The organism is Pseudarthrobacter sp. PH31-O2 (assembly GCF_030063265.1).
Taxonomy (GTDB): Bacteria; Actinomycetota; Actinomycetes; order Actinomycetales; family Micrococcaceae; genus Arthrobacter.
This window is the reverse complement of the sequence record NZ_JASIST010000002.1, coordinates 202,099-215,587: the sequence shown is the minus strand read 5'-3', so window position 1 is coordinate 215,587 and position 13,489 is coordinate 202,099. Positions and strand designations below refer to the sequence as shown.

The window sequence follows — 13,489 nt, the reverse complement described above, 5'->3', positions numbered from 1 at the left end:
CAGGCCCGCCAGGAAAGGGACCACCATGAGCGACGAAGCCGCGAACATTGCCTCCTACATCGACCACACCCTGCTCAAGCCGGAGGCCAGCGAAGCTGAGATCCTCTCGGTCTGTGCCGAGGCCGCCGAGTATCGGTTCAAGTCTGTGTGCGTCAACCCGGTCTGGGTCAAGACGGTCAAAAAGGCCTTGAAGGGAACAGAGGTGCTGACGTGCTCAGTCGTCGGCTTCCCCCTCGGTGCCACCCCCAGCGACGTCAAGGCCTTTGAGGCCCGCGGCGCCGTGCTGGACGGTGCCGAAGAAGTCGACATGGTGATCAACATTGCCGCGGCCCGGGCCAACGACAAGGGCGCCCTGGCCGATGACATCCGGGCCGTGGCCACAGCAGTGCATGACGGCGGCGCGATCCTGAAGGTCATCATCGAAACCGCCCTGCTTGACGACGCCCAGAAGGTGCTCGCCTGCGAAGCGGCCGTCGAGGCCGGCGCCGATTTTGTGAAGACCTCCACCGGCTTCAACGGTGGCGGCGCCACCGTCGCGGACGTCGCGCTGATGCGCCGCGCGGTGGGCCCTGACCTCGGGGTCAAGGCCTCGGGCGGGGTGCGTTCGCTCGCCGATGCACGGGCTATGATTGCTGCAGGTGCAACACGTATTGGCGCCAGCTCCGGAATCGCGATCGTAAACGGTGAACAGGGTTCGTCCGCGTACTGATCCGCTCCGGCAGCCGCCACAGTTTTGAGCCCTACGGGGCCGAGGAGGAACGAACGAATGTCTAGCAATACCGCCAAGACCCAGCAGACGCCGCAGAACGAGAACAGCCTCGGTTCCACCATCATTTTGTTTGTCCTGATGATGGTCCTCTTTGGCGGGTCCCTGTACTCGCTGAACTTCCTGACGCTGGGCAACCCGTGGCCGATGGCCGCCTGCCTGGTCCTGTTCGCCGCGGCGTTCTGGATCCCGCAGACGATTCTTGGCCGCTCGGACTCCGCCGGCGAAAACTAAGGCTGCACCGGACTTTTACGGCTGAAGCCCCGGATTTCCGGGGCTTCAGCCGTTTAACCAGGTGTCCGTCAGGCCCCGGCAAGCAGTGCGATCAGGCTCTTGGTGAGTCCGGTGCCCAGCGCGGCCGCGGCGGGCCAGTGCTCCCTGGCCAGGGCCAGCGCGGCGCCGAACATCCCGATCATGGCATAGGCGCTGACCGGGATCAGGATGAACCATTCGCGGCGTGAACCGGCGCGGCCCAGCAGCGGGATGGAGAACGCGCCGTTGGCCCTCCAGAGGTTCTTGAGCAGGGGCAGTTTGCGCAGGAACTTCGGCGGTTTGACCACTATCGGCCAGAGCAGCGGCACTCCCCCGGTGGTGATCATGTCCCCGACAATGTGCACCAGCACGCCGGTCAGCATCGAGACCGGGAGCCAGCTCCACTGGTGCGGCGCGAACCAGGTCACCAGCCCGGCCATCGTGAGGGCGAAGACCCAGTTGCTGATCCAACCGTACTTCGGGAAGAGCTTCAGCGCCTTCGCGGCGATATTGATCATAAACATACACAGCAGTCCGGCACCCACCGACAGCAGGCCCCAGTCCGTCTGAAGCTGGACTTGCCCGGCCAGCGCCGCGACCAGTACAAAAAACGCCGCACCGAGCAGCGAATGGGTGCCCTGCCGGTGCCCGCCGGAGACGTTCTCGATGCCGACCGCGATTATGTTCGACAGCGGCGGCAGCGAGTGCGCCACGGTGCTGGAGCGGTGGTCCCAGTCGCAGACAAGCGCTGTTCCCGCCGTCGCCATCCCGCCGATAAGGATCCCGGTAGCATCCAGCGGATACCAGCCCATCGCGTAGGGGCCCGATGACGCAACGGCAACCCACGCCGCGGCTCCCGACGCGGCGTGGTGTCCTCCCATCACCGGCTACGTCACCGCCGGCGCGGCAGCTAGTGGCGCGTCGGAGAAGATGTTTCGGATGACGCCGTTGGCCCATTCGAGGATCTCGGCGTCCTGCAGGTCCCGGCCGCCGATCCGGGCGGTCTTCGGCTTCGGGATGAGCACCGCGTCCAGGGCCGGCTTGGACTGTGCTCCGGGGTACATCCGGCTGAGCCGCATGAGTTTGGACTCCGGCAGCTGAGCCGGGGAGAACTTGATGAAATTGCCCTGCAGGGCCACGTCGGACAGCCCGGCCTCGCGGGCCCCCACCCGGAAGCGGGCAACGTCCAGCAGGTTCTTCGCCGGCAGCGGCAATTCGCCGTAGCGGTCCACAAGCTCGGCGAGCACCTCATCTATCGCCACGTAGGTGATCGCCCCGGCGAGCTTCCGGTACGCCTCGAGGCGCAGCCGTTCGCCCGGCACGTAGTCGTGCGGCAGGTGCGCATTGACCGGCAGCTCGATCTTCATTTCCGCGGCTTTCTCCTCGGCCTCGCCGCGGTATTCCGCGACTGCCTCGCCGACCAGGCGGATATAGAGGTCGAAGCCAACGCCCTGGATATGGCCGGACTGTTCCCCGCCCAGGAGGTTACCGGCCCCGCGGATCTCAAGGTCCTTCATGGCCAGCTGCATACCGGCGCCAAGCTCGTTATGGGCGGCAACTGCCTTGAGCCGTTCCAGCGCCACCTCGCCCAGCGGCTTTTCCACGGGATACAGGAAGTATGCGTAGGCCCGTTCCCGGCCGCGGCCCACCCGTCCGCGCAGCTGGTGCAGCTGCGAAAGCCCGTACTTGTCCGCCCCGTCCACGATCAGCGTGTTGGCGTTGGAGATGTCCAGGCCGGTCTCGATGATGGTGGTGCAGACCAGCACGTCAAAGCGTTTTTCCCAGAAGTCCACGATGATCTGTTCCAGCCGGCTCTCGGACATCTGCCCGTGCGCCACCTCCACCCGGGCTTCCGGGACAAGCTCGCGGATCTTCGCCGCGGTGCGGTCGATGCTGGAGACCCGGTTGTGCACCAGGAACACCTGGCCTTCGCGCATCAGCTCCCGGCGGATCGCTGCTGACGTCTGCTTGTCCGTGTACGGGCCGACATACGTCAGGACCGGGTGGCGTTCCTCCGGCGGGGTGGCCAGCGTCGAGGTCTCGCGGATTCCCGTCAACGACATCTCCAGGGTCCGGGGAATCGGGGTGGCGCTCATGGCCAGGACGTCCACGTTGGTGCGCATCTTTTTGAGCGCCTCCTTGTGTTCGACGCCGAAGCGCTGCTCCTCGTCCACGATCACGAGGCCCAGGTCCTTAAACGCGAAGTCCTTGGAGAGCAGCCGGTGGGTCCCAATCACCACGTCCACGGAACCGACTTTAACGCCCTCGGCTGTTTCCTTCGCTTCCTTGCCGCTCTGGAAACGGGACAACGGCCTGACCACCAGCGGGAAGCCGGAGAACCGCTCGGTAAACGTTTCATAGTGCTGCTGGGCAAGCAGCGTCGTCGGCACCAGTACGGCCACCTGCTTGCCGTCCTGGACGGCCTTAAACGCCGCCCGCACCGCTATCTCGGTCTTGCCGTAGCCAACATCACCGGAGATCAGCCGGTCCATCGGGATCTCCCGCTCCATGTCGGCCTTGACCTCGTTGATGGTGGTCAGCTGGTCCGGGGTCTCCACATACGGGAACGCTTCCTCAAGCTCGCGCTGCCACGGGGTGTCCGCGCCGAAGGCGTACCCGCGGGAGGCCATCCGGGCCGAGTAGAGCCGGATCAGCTCGCCGGCAATCTCCTTGACCGCCTTGCGGGCCTTGGACTTGGTGCTTGCCCAGTCAGCGCCGCCCATCTTGCTCAGCGCCGGGGTGTCCCCGCCGACGTAGCGGGTGACCTGGTCAAGCTGGTCAGTGGGGACAAAAAGCCGGTCGCCCGGGGCGCCGCGCTTGGACGGCGCGTATTCGAGCACCAGGTACTCGCGCACCCCGTCGCCGCCGCCGGCCACCTTGCGCTGGATCAGCTCCACAAACCGGCCGATGCCGTGTTGTTCGTGGACTACGGAGTCACCGGCCACCAACTGCAGGGGATCGACGGCGTTCCGCCGCTTGGACGGCATCCGGCGCATGTCCTTGGTGGACCCCGCGGACGTCCGGCCCAGCAGGTCGGCCTCGGTCAGCAGCGCAACCTTGAGCGGGTCCAGGACAAAACCGCGTCCGACGGCGGCCGTTGTCACCTCGATCAGCCCTGCCTGGGGGTCCTCGTCCAGGGCGTCGACCCGGGCGCAGGGAATGTTGTGGTCGTGGAAGAGTTCCGCGAGCCGCTGGGCCGGGCCGGGGCCTTCAGTGACCACAACGATCCGCCACTGCCCGCGCACCCGCGAGCCAATGAAGTCCATCATTTCGGCGACGTCGCCCTGGTAGCCGCGGGGTTCGCGGGCGTGCAGGTTCAGCACATCGACGTCGGGCAACAATTCCTCGTCGGTGGCCAGCGAGGTGATCGACCACCAGGACACCTCGTGTGCCAGGGCAGCGGTACGGGTTTCCGTGAGCGAGCGGAAACTGGCCGAGTGCAGCGCCTCGGACGCCGCGGCGCTCAAATCGAGCGGCGCGGTCCCGCCGTCGGATGCGGTGGACCATGCCGCCTCAAGGAATTCCTCATTCGTGGCTGCAAGGTCATGGGCGCGGGTCCTGACCTTCTCGGGCTCAATCACCACCGCCATGGAACCGGCCGGGAGCTGGTCCAGGAACGGCACCATGGCGTCCACGAGCACCGGGGCCAGGGATTCCATACCCTCGACGGCGATGCCGCCGGCGATTTTTTCCAGCATGTCAGCGGCGGCGGGGAGCTGCGATTTCAGCGTCGCGGCGCGGGACATCACGGCGGGGGTGATCAGAATCTCGCGGCACGGCGGGGCGTGCAGTTCGGTGGGGTGGTGCACCCCGGGCGCGGTGAGCGAGCGCTGGTCGGCGACGGCAAACCAACGCATTTGGTCTACTTCGTCGCCGAAGAACTCCACCCGGATGGGATGGTCCTCGGTGGGCGGGAAAACGTCAAGCATCCCGCCGCGGACGGCGAACTCACCGCGGCGGGTCACCATGTCCACCCGGGCGTAGGCGGCGTCGGCCAGGTTCCTGACGACGTCGCTGAAAGGGACTTCCTGTCCGACCTTCAGGGTGACAGGGGCCAGTTCGCCCAAGCCTGCCACGATTGGCTGGACCACGGCGCGGACCGGGGCCACCACCACGCGCAGCGTGCCGGCGGTGGTTGATTCGGGATGTGCCAGCCGGCGCAGTACCGACAGGCGCCGGCCCACAGTATCCGAGCGCGGCGAGAGCCGTTCGTGCGGGAGGGTTTCCCAGCTGGGGAACTCGGCGACGGCGTCGGCAGGAAGGAAGGCACGCAGCGCCTCGGTCAGGTCCTCGGCTTCACGGCCCGTCGCGGTGATCGCCAGGACGACGGGCGCGGGGCCGCCGCCATCGGTGCTGCCGGCCGCCGGGGTTTCGGTGCTGGTCCCTGCCGCGGCCAGTCCGTCGGCCATTTCCGCGAGCAGGGCGGAACGCAGGCCGGCGGGGGCGCTGATCTGGTAGTCCTCGCTGCGGTCCGCGAAACCGCGGGCGGCTTCGGCGCGGACGCGGGCGTAGTTCCGGTCTTCGGCAAGGACACGGCGCAGACCGGTGAGAGTGGGGCCGTTGAGGCTCATAGCTGTTGCTCCTGAAGGGATCACGGGGTGCAGGCAACACAAATACCCGAAATTCGCGAGAATTCCGGGTACCTCCAGCCTACCGCGCAGCCCGGACACCACGCCGCACCGAGCCGTCGCGGCAGCCCGGACAGAGCGGTGCCGGCTCCCGGACTAGGCTGGCTGAATACCGGGCCGTCCAAACGGCCTGGCGCTCCGAATGGCTTAGTGACGAGAAGGAGTCAGCATGACCGGCATGCCCGAAAACCAGCAGAAGACACCCGCGCCAATCACCGCTGCGAAGACGGTGCTGGTCACCGGTGCGACCGGCTATATCGGCGGCCGGCTGGTCCCCCGGCTGCTGGAAGCCGGTCACAGGGTGAAGGTCCTGGTCCGGACCCCGGCCAAAATCGCCGGCGTGCCGTGGCTGGCCGACGTCGAGGTCATCCAAAGCAGTCTTGACGACGGCGATGCGCTGCGCGCTGCGCTGGAGGGCGTCGACGTGTTCTATTACCTCGTGCACTCAATGGCCGGCGGTGCGGGTTTCGAAGCCAAAGAAAAAGCGATGGCCCGGACCGCTGCGCAGGCCGCGGTCGAGGCCGGCGTGGACCGGATCGTCTACCTCGGCGGCCTGCACCCTTCCGACGTCGAGCTGTCCACCCACATGAGGTCCCGCGAGGCGGTAGGCCAGGTTTTCCTCGACAGTCCGGTTGACGCCGTCGTTTTTCAGGCAGGCGTTGTGATCGGCTCCGGTTCGGCGTCCTTCGAGATGATCCGCCACCTGTCCGAGGCGCTTCCGGTGATGCCCGCCCCGAGCTGGGTGCGCAACAAAATCGAAGCGATCGCCGTACGCGACGTGCTGCACTACCTGCTCGGGGCGGCTTCGCTCAAGGGCCCGGTCAACCGGACCTTCGACATCGGTTGCCGGCAGGTCCTCAGCTACGCGGGCATGATGCAGGAATACGCCGCCGAAGCCGGTCTGCCCAAGCGGTTTGTCCTGGCGTTGCCGGTTCCCGCGCCCAAGCTCGCCGGCATGTGGGTAGCGTTGACCACACCCATTCCGTTGTCGATGTCGCTGCCGCTGGTGGAATCGCTGCAACACGACGCAGTCTCCCGGGAACACGACATCGACGCCGTCATCCCGCAGCCCGACGGCGGCCTAACCGACTTCCGCTCAGCCGTGTCGCTGGCGTTGGGACGGGAGCGCGACGGCCAGGTGACCACCGTATGGTCCAACGCCGGGGCCGACGCGGACCCGCTGCCCAGTGACCCTGATTGGGCCGGCCACCGTGTGTACCTTGATGACCGCTCCTTCAGCAGCGACGTGGCCCCACAGCATGTCTGGACCATCATCGAGGGCATCGGCGGTAAAAACGGCTGGTACTCCATGCCCTTGGCCTGGAGTGTCCGGGGCTGGATCGACAGCGTCACCGGCGGCGCCGGGCTCAGCCGCGGGCGCCGGCACCCCCACCTGCTGGCCGAAGGCGAAGCGGTTGACTGGTGGCGGGCCGAGCGGGTTGAACGCGGCAGCCTCCTGCGGCTCCGGGCGGAAATGAAAGTCCCGGGACGTGCCTGGCTGGAGCTCTCGGTGGAGCCGGAGGGAACCGGGAGCCGTTACCGGCAGCGGGCGATCTTCTTCCCGAAAGGTCTCAGCGGGCGGCTGTACTGGCTCGCGGTACTGCCGTTCCACAGCCTGATCTTTCCTGCCATGTCGCGAAACATCACGGCCGCGGCAAAGGCTCTCCAGGATGAGGAATCGAAGCCGGCAAGTCACACCGCGTAGGATGTTTGGAGCCCAAACGACGAGTTCCACCCCAATGGAGGACCCCCAATGGCATTGAGCGCATCCACTACCCTTCCGCACAGCGTCGAGAGCGTCACAGCTGTGTTCGTGAACCAGGACTTCCTGCGCCACACAAGTGAACTTGTCGGCGGCACCCTTGAGTCGTTCACCGTGGACGGTGACACCGCCGGCGCCTTCAGCACCACTACGGTCCGGACCATCCCGACCACCCGGATGCCGGATATTGCCCGGAAGTTCGTTGGCGAAACCTTGAAGGTGACGCAGCTGGAGGCCTGGGACGCCCCCGCGGCCGATGGGTCCCGGTTGAGCAACATCACCTTGAAAGTCTCCGGCGCGCCGTTGGACGTTAAGGCCGTCCAGCGGCTCGTCGCCGACGGCGGCGGCACCCGGATCGAGCTGGACGGAACAGTCACGTCCTCGGTCCCGTTCCTGGGCGGCAAGATCGCCGAGGCGGCCGAGCCGATGGTGGGCAAAGCACTTAATATCCAGTCCACCCAGGCCCGGGCCTGGCTCGAAAGCCACTAGCCGATGGCGCTGACGGGGTTTCCCGCCGTCGTCCTGCTCGTCGCCGGCATCTGGTCCCTTGTGGTCTGGCCGCCCTTCCTGCGCCGGGTCCTTAAGGACCCGCGGGCCCACGACGGCAACGGCAAAGCCACCCGGTTCCTGACCGTGCACGTGGCCCTGGTCAGTATCTCGCTGCTCTTCGGCGCGGCGACGGCGGCCATCGGGATCGCCGGCCTGCTGGGCTGAGCGCAAGGCCCGATCCGGTCCGGCATACACGGCGGCACATTCCGCCGCGGCCTGCTCAGGACTAGAGTAAGGTTCCACCTGCTGTGCGCACCGTCGCAGCCAACGCGACCCAGTGGGACGCGGCATACTTTTTGTGAATCGATTCGGTCTCGAAGGGAATTGCCGATGCCATCCAAGCGGCTGGCCAAGCGGGAACTGTTCGCGTATCTCGCCGTGTTGGCCCTGATCGCATTCTGGCCCTCCCCGGTCGATGCCCCGGCCGCGGGCCTCCTCGCGCGGGTATTGCGTAAGCTCCACAGCTGGGGAGCGCCGCAGTGGATCAACTACGACCTTGCCGAGAGCGTTGCCAACATCCTGCTGTTTGTCCCGCTCGGAGTGCTGCTGGTATGGATCCTCGGACGCAGTTGCTGGTGGGTCGCCGCGCCCGCCGCATTGATCACCTCGGGGGCCATCGAACTCGGCCAGTTCCTCTTCCTGCCCGCCAGGTTCCCGACATTCTCCGATGTCATCGCCAACACCGCCGGAGGAGTCCTTGGCGGCGCCCTTAGCTACCTGCTCTGGCACAAAATCGGTCCCGGCGCGCGCCGTCTGCCTTCCCTGCGGCGCGATCGGGGCAGCGCTCGCCCGGACCGCTCCGCCCCCTGACCCGAGGCCGCAACCCGCCCTTTCCGGACGCCGGCGAATTACCGTGGAGCCAAGGTTTTCCAACAATCGCCTAAATGCTAGGGAACAGGTCAAGAAATGTTGGCTGTGACGTCTCGAAATGGCAAATTTTGTGGAAAACTGAGTAAATTCCGTTGCTCCATGAAAGGGATCTGCAAATGCGAATTTCCGTTATCGGCTGCGGCTATCTGGGAGCCGTCCATGCCGCCTGTATGGCCAAGCTCGGGCACGATGTTGTGGGAATCGATCTCGACGAGAAAAAGATCTCCGCACTGGCCGCAGGCAAGGCACCGTTTTATGAGCCGGTACTCGATGATCTCCTTGTTGATCTTGCCCAGTCGGGCCGCTTGCGGTTCACCACGGATATACAAGAGGCACGCGGCTGCGAGGTGCACTTCATCTGCGTCGGAACGCCACAAAAGCGCGGTGAGAACGCCGCGGACCTTAAGTTCGTCGATGCTGCCGTACATTCGCTCGCGGGCCAGCTGAGCCCCGGCGATGTGGTGGCCGGGAAGTCCACCGTCCCGGTCGGGACCGCTGCCCGTCTGGCGGAAATCATCAAGGATGCGGAAAAGGACGCACATCTCGCGTGGAACCCGGAGTTCCTCCGTGAGGGCCACGCCGTATCAGATACCCTGAGCCCGGACCGCTTCGTCTACGGCGTCGAGGACGGCAACGAAGACCACCCCGCCGTCAGGGTGCTGGATCACGTCTACGAGACGGCGCTCTCCACCGGAACACCGAGGCTGATAACGGATTTTGCCACGGCTGAGCTGGTCAAGACGGCCGCCAACTCGTTCCTGGCAACCAAGATTTCATTTATCAACGCCATGGCCGAGGTGTGTGAGGCCGCCGGGGCCGATGTTACCCGGCTGGCCGATGCCATCGGCCTGGATGACCGGATCGGCCGGAAGTTCCTGAACGCCGGCATCGGCTTCGGCGGAGGCTGCCTGCCAAAGGACATCAGGGCTTTTATGGCCAGGGCCGGCGAACTCGGGGCGGACCAGGCCTTGACGTTTCTGCGCGAAGTGGACGCCATCAACATGCGGCGCCGAACCCGCGTTGTGGAAGTCACCCGCGAACTTTGCGGCGGCACCCTGATGGGCCAGCGCATCGCAGTGCTCGGTGCCGCGTTCAAGCCGGAGAGTGATGATGTCCGGGATTCTCCGGCGCTGAGCGCCGCCGCGCAGCTGCAACTCCAGGGCGCAGTGGTGACCGTGACCGATCCCCAGGCGTTGTCGAATGCCGCCAAGCGGTTCCCGGAACTGCAAATGGAGTCTGATCTTGAATCCACCCTCCAGCATGCCGACGCAGTGCTGCTGCTCACTGAATGGAAGGAATACCGGGACCTGGACCCGCACACGACCGGCGCACTGGTCGCCTCGCGCCGGATACTCGACGGGCGGAACGTCCTGGACCCTGCCAAATGGCGCGCTGCCGGGTGGACGTACCGCGGAATGGGCCGCCCTTAGGCGCTTCAGTCAGGCAGCGCCCGGGCCAGGGACTCCTCCGCGGCAACCCAGGAGAGCATCGCGCATTTGACCCGCGCAGCATATTTGGAGACTCCTTCAAAGGCCGCCGCGTCGCCAAGAATTTCCGGATCAGCGGCGAGCTTTCCGCGCGAGCGGAGCACGTCCCGGAAACTGCCGATCATCTCCCGGAATGCTTCGATTTCCATCCCTTCGGCAAGATCGGTGAGCACCGAGGCTGAAGCCATGGAAATGGAGCAGCCCGCGCCGTCCCAGCGCAGTTGTTCTACCTTGCCGTGGGAAAGGGCCAGGCGCACGGTTATTTCGTCCCCGCACACCGGGTTGAGTTGGTGCGACTGGCCCGACGTTGACCCCGGCGGGAGCGCAGCCGAGCCGAGGCCGCTGCCGTGACGAAGTTTCGCGTGCTCGAGAATGATTTGTTGGTAGAGCTGTTCAAGGCTCATGGGACTCTTCCTTTATGCGCCGAAATAGGCGCGGACTTCACTGACGGCGGCGAGCAAAAAATCCACTTCCGAGGTGGTGTTGTACAGGTAAGTACTGGCCCGGGTCGTGGCTGTTACGCCCAAACGGCGGTGCAGGGGCTGCGCACAATGGTGGCCCACCCGCACCGCGATGCCGCGGCTGTCGAGGAACTGCCCAACGTCGTGGGCGTGGACGCCTTCGACGTCGAAGGACGCGAGGCCTATCCGATCCACGCCCGGAGCCGGACCAAGCACCCGCACCCCGGGGATGCCGGTCAAGCCCTCCACCAGGCGCTGCCCGAGCAGGGACTCCCACGCATGGATGCGCTCCAACCCGGTCTCAGTAAGGTAGTTGGCTGCGGCGGCGAGCGCGATCGCCTGGGAGATCTTCTGCGTTCCTGCTTCGAAGCGCTGCGGGGAAGGCAGGAAGCTGGCCCGCTCCATCGAGACGGTAGTGATCATGGAGCCGCCGGTAAGGAACGGCGGAAGGGCGTTGAGCAGTTCTGCCCGGCCGTAAAGCACACCGATTCCGGTTGGCCCGAGCATCTTGTGACCGGACAAAACCGCGAAATCGACGTCGAGATCCTTGATGTCCAAAGGCAGATGCGGCGCCGACTGGCAGGCGTCCAGGACAGTCAGCGCACCGGCGGCCCGGGCAAGTGCCACCAGGTCTTTGACCGGGTTGATCGTGCCAAGGACGTTGGAGGCGTGGCTGAAGGCGAGCAGCCGGGTAGCAGGATTGATGATTCCGGCTGCGGCGGCCATATCCAGGTGTCCCGCGTCGTCAACCGGAATGAACCGCAGGACCGCGCCCGTGCGTGCGGCAAGTTGCTGCCACGGAATGAGGTTCGCGTGATGCTCCATTTCCGTGACCACAATCTCGTCACCGGCGCCCAACGCGAACCGGGCCGCCTCGCTGGGCGCACCCGGCAGGGAGGCGTTGAGGAAGGAGTAGCTGAGCAGGTTCAGCCCTTCGGTGGCGTTGGCCGTCCAGATGATTTCCGCGGCCGCCGCACCCACGAAGGCTGCCAGCGTTTCCCGTGAATCTTCAAAGGACTCCGTCGCTTCGACGGCCAATTGGTGGGCGCCGCGGTGGACTGCGGCGTTGCGCTGTTCGTAGAATTCCCGTTCGGCGTCGATAACGCTTACCGGATTCTGGGATGTCGCCCCGGAGTCGAGATACACCAGCGGACGCCCGCCAACGGAGCGGGAGAGGATGGGGAAATCGTTGCGGATGCGCAGCACTTCGTCGTCGTTGAGCGCGGGCAGCCGGGGCGCCTGGGTCCGTGACATCGGTACAGGTAACACCTTGCCTCCTCCGGTCGGGTCGAGTGGGCCAACGCCCATCATCGCACGGAAGGGGACCGCCGACAGGCAGTCCCCTTCCGTGTGATCACAATGGACAGACCGGCGCTGCCCCGTCCCGGGAACCGGGCCGTGCAGCGGACGATCAGCGCCGGCGATCCTGGCTAGAGCAGCTGGGCAGCCTGCGGTACCCGGGGGGTTCCGCCGCCGCCGACAGCGGTGGCCGAATTGTTCGACACAACACGCAGGTACTGCCGGATGGCCGCAAAGTCGTTGCGCATGCGGTTGAAGGCGGCGCCGGCCGCCGCGGGCTCGGCGTAAAGCACGGTCCCACCTGCCGCGTCAACGACGTAGGCCCCAAAGTTCTGCAGGGCTTCGGCCAGCGCACGGCCCTCCGGGCTGAGGGGAAGGGCGGCCACATTGACGTTTCCGGGAATACCGAACAGGGTACCCATCGGGATCGGACCGCTGTACGTTGAGCTGGCGTTGCCGTCCTGGCGTTTGGCCGGCCAGACCGGACCCAGCTTGAGCTTGGAACGCGGAATCGCGATGGCCAAGGCGTGCGGAATCTGCAGTTCCTGGATCTCGTGGGCCCGGATCAGGCCCCCGAGTGCGCTGACTCCTGCTGCCCGGACCCCATTGGTGCCGCCGTCGCCCTTGAGGTCCGTCTTCACCTGGAAACCGGACTTCCAAGCGGTCGCGGAGACCTTCTTCATTGTCCAGTTCTCGTAGGCGGTGGCAGCATCGGGCTGCGTGATGACCGAGTGGCCGTCAGTGCCGATGGCGACCTGGGCGTTCGAGGGAACACGGTAGTTCCACGTCCAGGTCGGGCTGGTTGACACGGACGCTGTCGGATCGCTGGTTGTTGCGTTGACCACGGGAATGGACCACTGCTCGCAGTTGATGTAGCAGCCGCCGGACAGCAGGCTGCTGGTCTTGGCCGCTGACGGGCTTTCGAAGACGGCAGCGGAACCCAGCGCGGTGTTCCAGAATGACGTGGAGCTGAAGGGGTGACGAAAGACGCTTCGTGAACCGGCAGTGGCGGCGGCTTGAGCACCTGCCGTGGCTGCCATCGCCGAACCTGAGGTGGCGCCCATACCTGCGGCGGCTACGGCAGAAGCCGCGAGACCTTTGAGGAACGAACTACGTGAGAAGACGGCGGACCGAACGCCGTTCAGGTGGTTTTTCGTACTCTTGTGTGAAGTTTCGTGTGACATTCATGACCTCTTGCGGAATGCGTCCGCCCCCAAGCCGACAACACAACGTCGCAGGAACTTGTGTTCCCGCGACGTCTACCCGCATGTTGATTGTTGGGTGTTTACGATCAGAACGTTACACACGCGCCGGACCGCACGGCCAATCGGAAGGTGATCTGCGTCACTTAATTTTGCGCACGACGGCGACGACGGGGCGGGTACTCTACCGGCAGGATCGTACCGATCGGCCCG

At 65.7% G+C, this 13,489-nt stretch carries 12 protein-coding genes; 7 read left to right on the top strand and 5 right to left on the bottom strand.

Translation table 11 applies throughout. The annotated features are described in order from the left end of the window. The first annotated feature begins 25 nt into the window (after window positions 1-25). Together deoC and QMG72_RS04885 are read left to right on the top strand one after the other, a co-directional pair. Window positions 26-709: a deoxyribose-phosphate aldolase gene (gene deoC / locus QMG72_RS04890; RefSeq protein ID WP_283479852.1), complete on the top strand. Its 684-nt coding sequence runs from the start codon at window positions 26-28 to the stop codon at window positions 707-709. A 57-nt stretch (window positions 710-766) separates the two neighbouring features. Further along, window positions 767-1,000: a hypothetical protein gene (locus QMG72_RS04885; RefSeq protein WP_226773648.1), complete on the top strand. Its 234-nt coding sequence runs from the start codon at window positions 767-769 to the stop codon at window positions 998-1,000. A gap of 68 nt (window positions 1,001-1,068) precedes the next feature. On the opposite strand, the gene QMG72_RS04880 is transcribed toward QMG72_RS04885, so the two are convergent. Both QMG72_RS04880 and mfd read right to left on the bottom strand, forming a co-directional pair. Beyond that, entirely contained in the window at window positions 1,069-1,899 is an 831-nt protein-coding gene (locus tag QMG72_RS04880) for a metal-dependent hydrolase (RefSeq protein WP_283479850.1), read from the bottom strand. Window positions 1,900-1,905: 6 nt separating this feature from the next. Continuing rightward, a complete protein-coding gene (gene mfd, locus QMG72_RS04875; protein WP_283479849.1) occupies window positions 1,906-5,589 on the bottom strand; it encodes a transcription-repair coupling factor in 3,684 nt (1,227 codons plus the stop codon). A 226-nt stretch (window positions 5,590-5,815) separates the two neighbouring features. On the opposite strand from mfd, the gene QMG72_RS04870 reads away from it, so the two are divergent. The 5 genes from QMG72_RS04870 to QMG72_RS04850 all read left to right on the top strand — a co-directional run bounded on the left by QMG72_RS04870 (window position 5,816) and on the right by QMG72_RS04850 (window position 10,257). Then, window positions 5,816-7,351 (top strand): SDR family oxidoreductase, encoded by a 1,536-nt coding sequence (locus QMG72_RS04870; RefSeq protein WP_283479848.1) that lies wholly within the window; start codon window positions 5,816-5,818, stop codon window positions 7,349-7,351. A gap of 48 nt (window positions 7,352-7,399) precedes the next feature. Continuing rightward, window positions 7,400-7,897, top strand: coding sequence for a DUF2505 domain-containing protein (locus QMG72_RS04865; RefSeq protein WP_226773652.1), 498 nt, complete (start codon window positions 7,400-7,402; stop codon window positions 7,895-7,897). A 3-nt stretch (window positions 7,898-7,900) separates the two neighbouring features. Then, complete coding sequence (locus QMG72_RS04860) at window positions 7,901-8,122, top strand: SCO4848 family membrane protein (RefSeq protein ID WP_283479846.1); 222 nt, start codon at window positions 7,901-7,903, stop codon at window positions 8,120-8,122. A gap of 165 nt (window positions 8,123-8,287) precedes the next feature. After that, the gene (locus QMG72_RS04855) at window positions 8,288-8,767 is read left to right on the top strand and encodes a VanZ family protein (protein WP_226773654.1); all 480 of its coding nucleotides are present in this window, start codon (window positions 8,288-8,290) and stop codon (window positions 8,765-8,767) included. 176 nt (window positions 8,768-8,943) lie between these two features. Continuing rightward, a complete protein-coding gene (locus QMG72_RS04850) occupies window positions 8,944-10,257 on the top strand; it encodes a UDP-glucose dehydrogenase family protein (RefSeq protein WP_226773655.1) in 1,314 nt (437 codons plus the stop codon). A gap of 5 nt (window positions 10,258-10,262) precedes the next feature. On the opposite strand, the gene sufU is transcribed toward QMG72_RS04850, so the two are convergent. The 3 genes from sufU to QMG72_RS04835 all read right to left on the bottom strand — a co-directional run bounded on the left by sufU (window position 10,263) and on the right by QMG72_RS04835 (window position 13,258). Further along, window positions 10,263-10,718: a Fe-S cluster assembly sulfur transfer protein SufU gene (gene sufU, locus QMG72_RS04845; RefSeq protein ID WP_226773656.1), complete on the bottom strand. Its 456-nt coding sequence runs from the start codon at window positions 10,716-10,718 to the stop codon at window positions 10,263-10,265. Window positions 10,719-10,730: 12 nt separating this feature from the next. Beyond that, window positions 10,731-12,029 carry a SufS family cysteine desulfurase gene (locus QMG72_RS04840; protein ID WP_283479844.1) on the bottom strand — a complete coding sequence of 433 codons (1,299 nt, stop codon included), beginning with the start codon at window positions 12,027-12,029 and terminating at the stop codon, window positions 10,731-10,733. Between the two features lie 176 nt (window positions 12,030-12,205). Next, entirely contained in the window at window positions 12,206-13,258 is a 1,053-nt protein-coding gene (locus QMG72_RS04835) for a hypothetical protein (RefSeq protein WP_283479843.1), read from the bottom strand. Window positions 13,259-13,489: the final 231 nt, after the last annotated feature.

Bases quoted from the DNA above. Each gene is read 5' to 3' on its own strand.
- deoC (WP_283479852.1), top strand. From the start codon at position 26: ATGAGCGACGAAGCCGCGAACATTGCCTCCTACATCGACCACACCCTG.
- QMG72_RS04885 (WP_226773648.1), top strand. From the start codon at position 767: ATGTCTAGCAATACCGCCAAGACCCAGCAGACGCCGCAGAACGAGAAC.
- QMG72_RS04880 (WP_283479850.1), bottom strand. From the start codon at position 1,899: ATGGGAGGACACCACGCCGCGTCGGGAGCCGCGGCGTGGGTTGCCGTT.
- mfd (WP_283479849.1), bottom strand. From the start codon at position 5,589: ATGAGCCTCAACGGCCCCACTCTCACCGGTCTGCGCCGTGTCCTTGCC.
- QMG72_RS04870 (WP_283479848.1), top strand. From the start codon at position 5,816: ATGACCGGCATGCCCGAAAACCAGCAGAAGACACCCGCGCCAATCACC.
- QMG72_RS04865 (WP_226773652.1), top strand. From the start codon at position 7,400: ATGGCATTGAGCGCATCCACTACCCTTCCGCACAGCGTCGAGAGCGTC.
- QMG72_RS04860 (WP_283479846.1), top strand. From the start codon at position 7,901: ATGGCGCTGACGGGGTTTCCCGCCGTCGTCCTGCTCGTCGCCGGCATC.
- QMG72_RS04855 (WP_226773654.1), top strand. From the start codon at position 8,288: ATGCCATCCAAGCGGCTGGCCAAGCGGGAACTGTTCGCGTATCTCGCC.
- QMG72_RS04850 (WP_226773655.1), top strand. From the start codon at position 8,944: ATGCGAATTTCCGTTATCGGCTGCGGCTATCTGGGAGCCGTCCATGCC.
- sufU (WP_226773656.1), bottom strand. From the start codon at position 10,718: ATGAGCCTTGAACAGCTCTACCAACAAATCATTCTCGAGCACGCGAAA.
- QMG72_RS04840 (WP_283479844.1), bottom strand. From the start codon at position 12,029: ATGTCACGGACCCAGGCGCCCCGGCTGCCCGCGCTCAACGACGACGAA.
- QMG72_RS04835 (WP_283479843.1), bottom strand. From the start codon at position 13,258: ATGTCACACGAAACTTCACACAAGAGTACGAAAAACCACCTGAACGGC.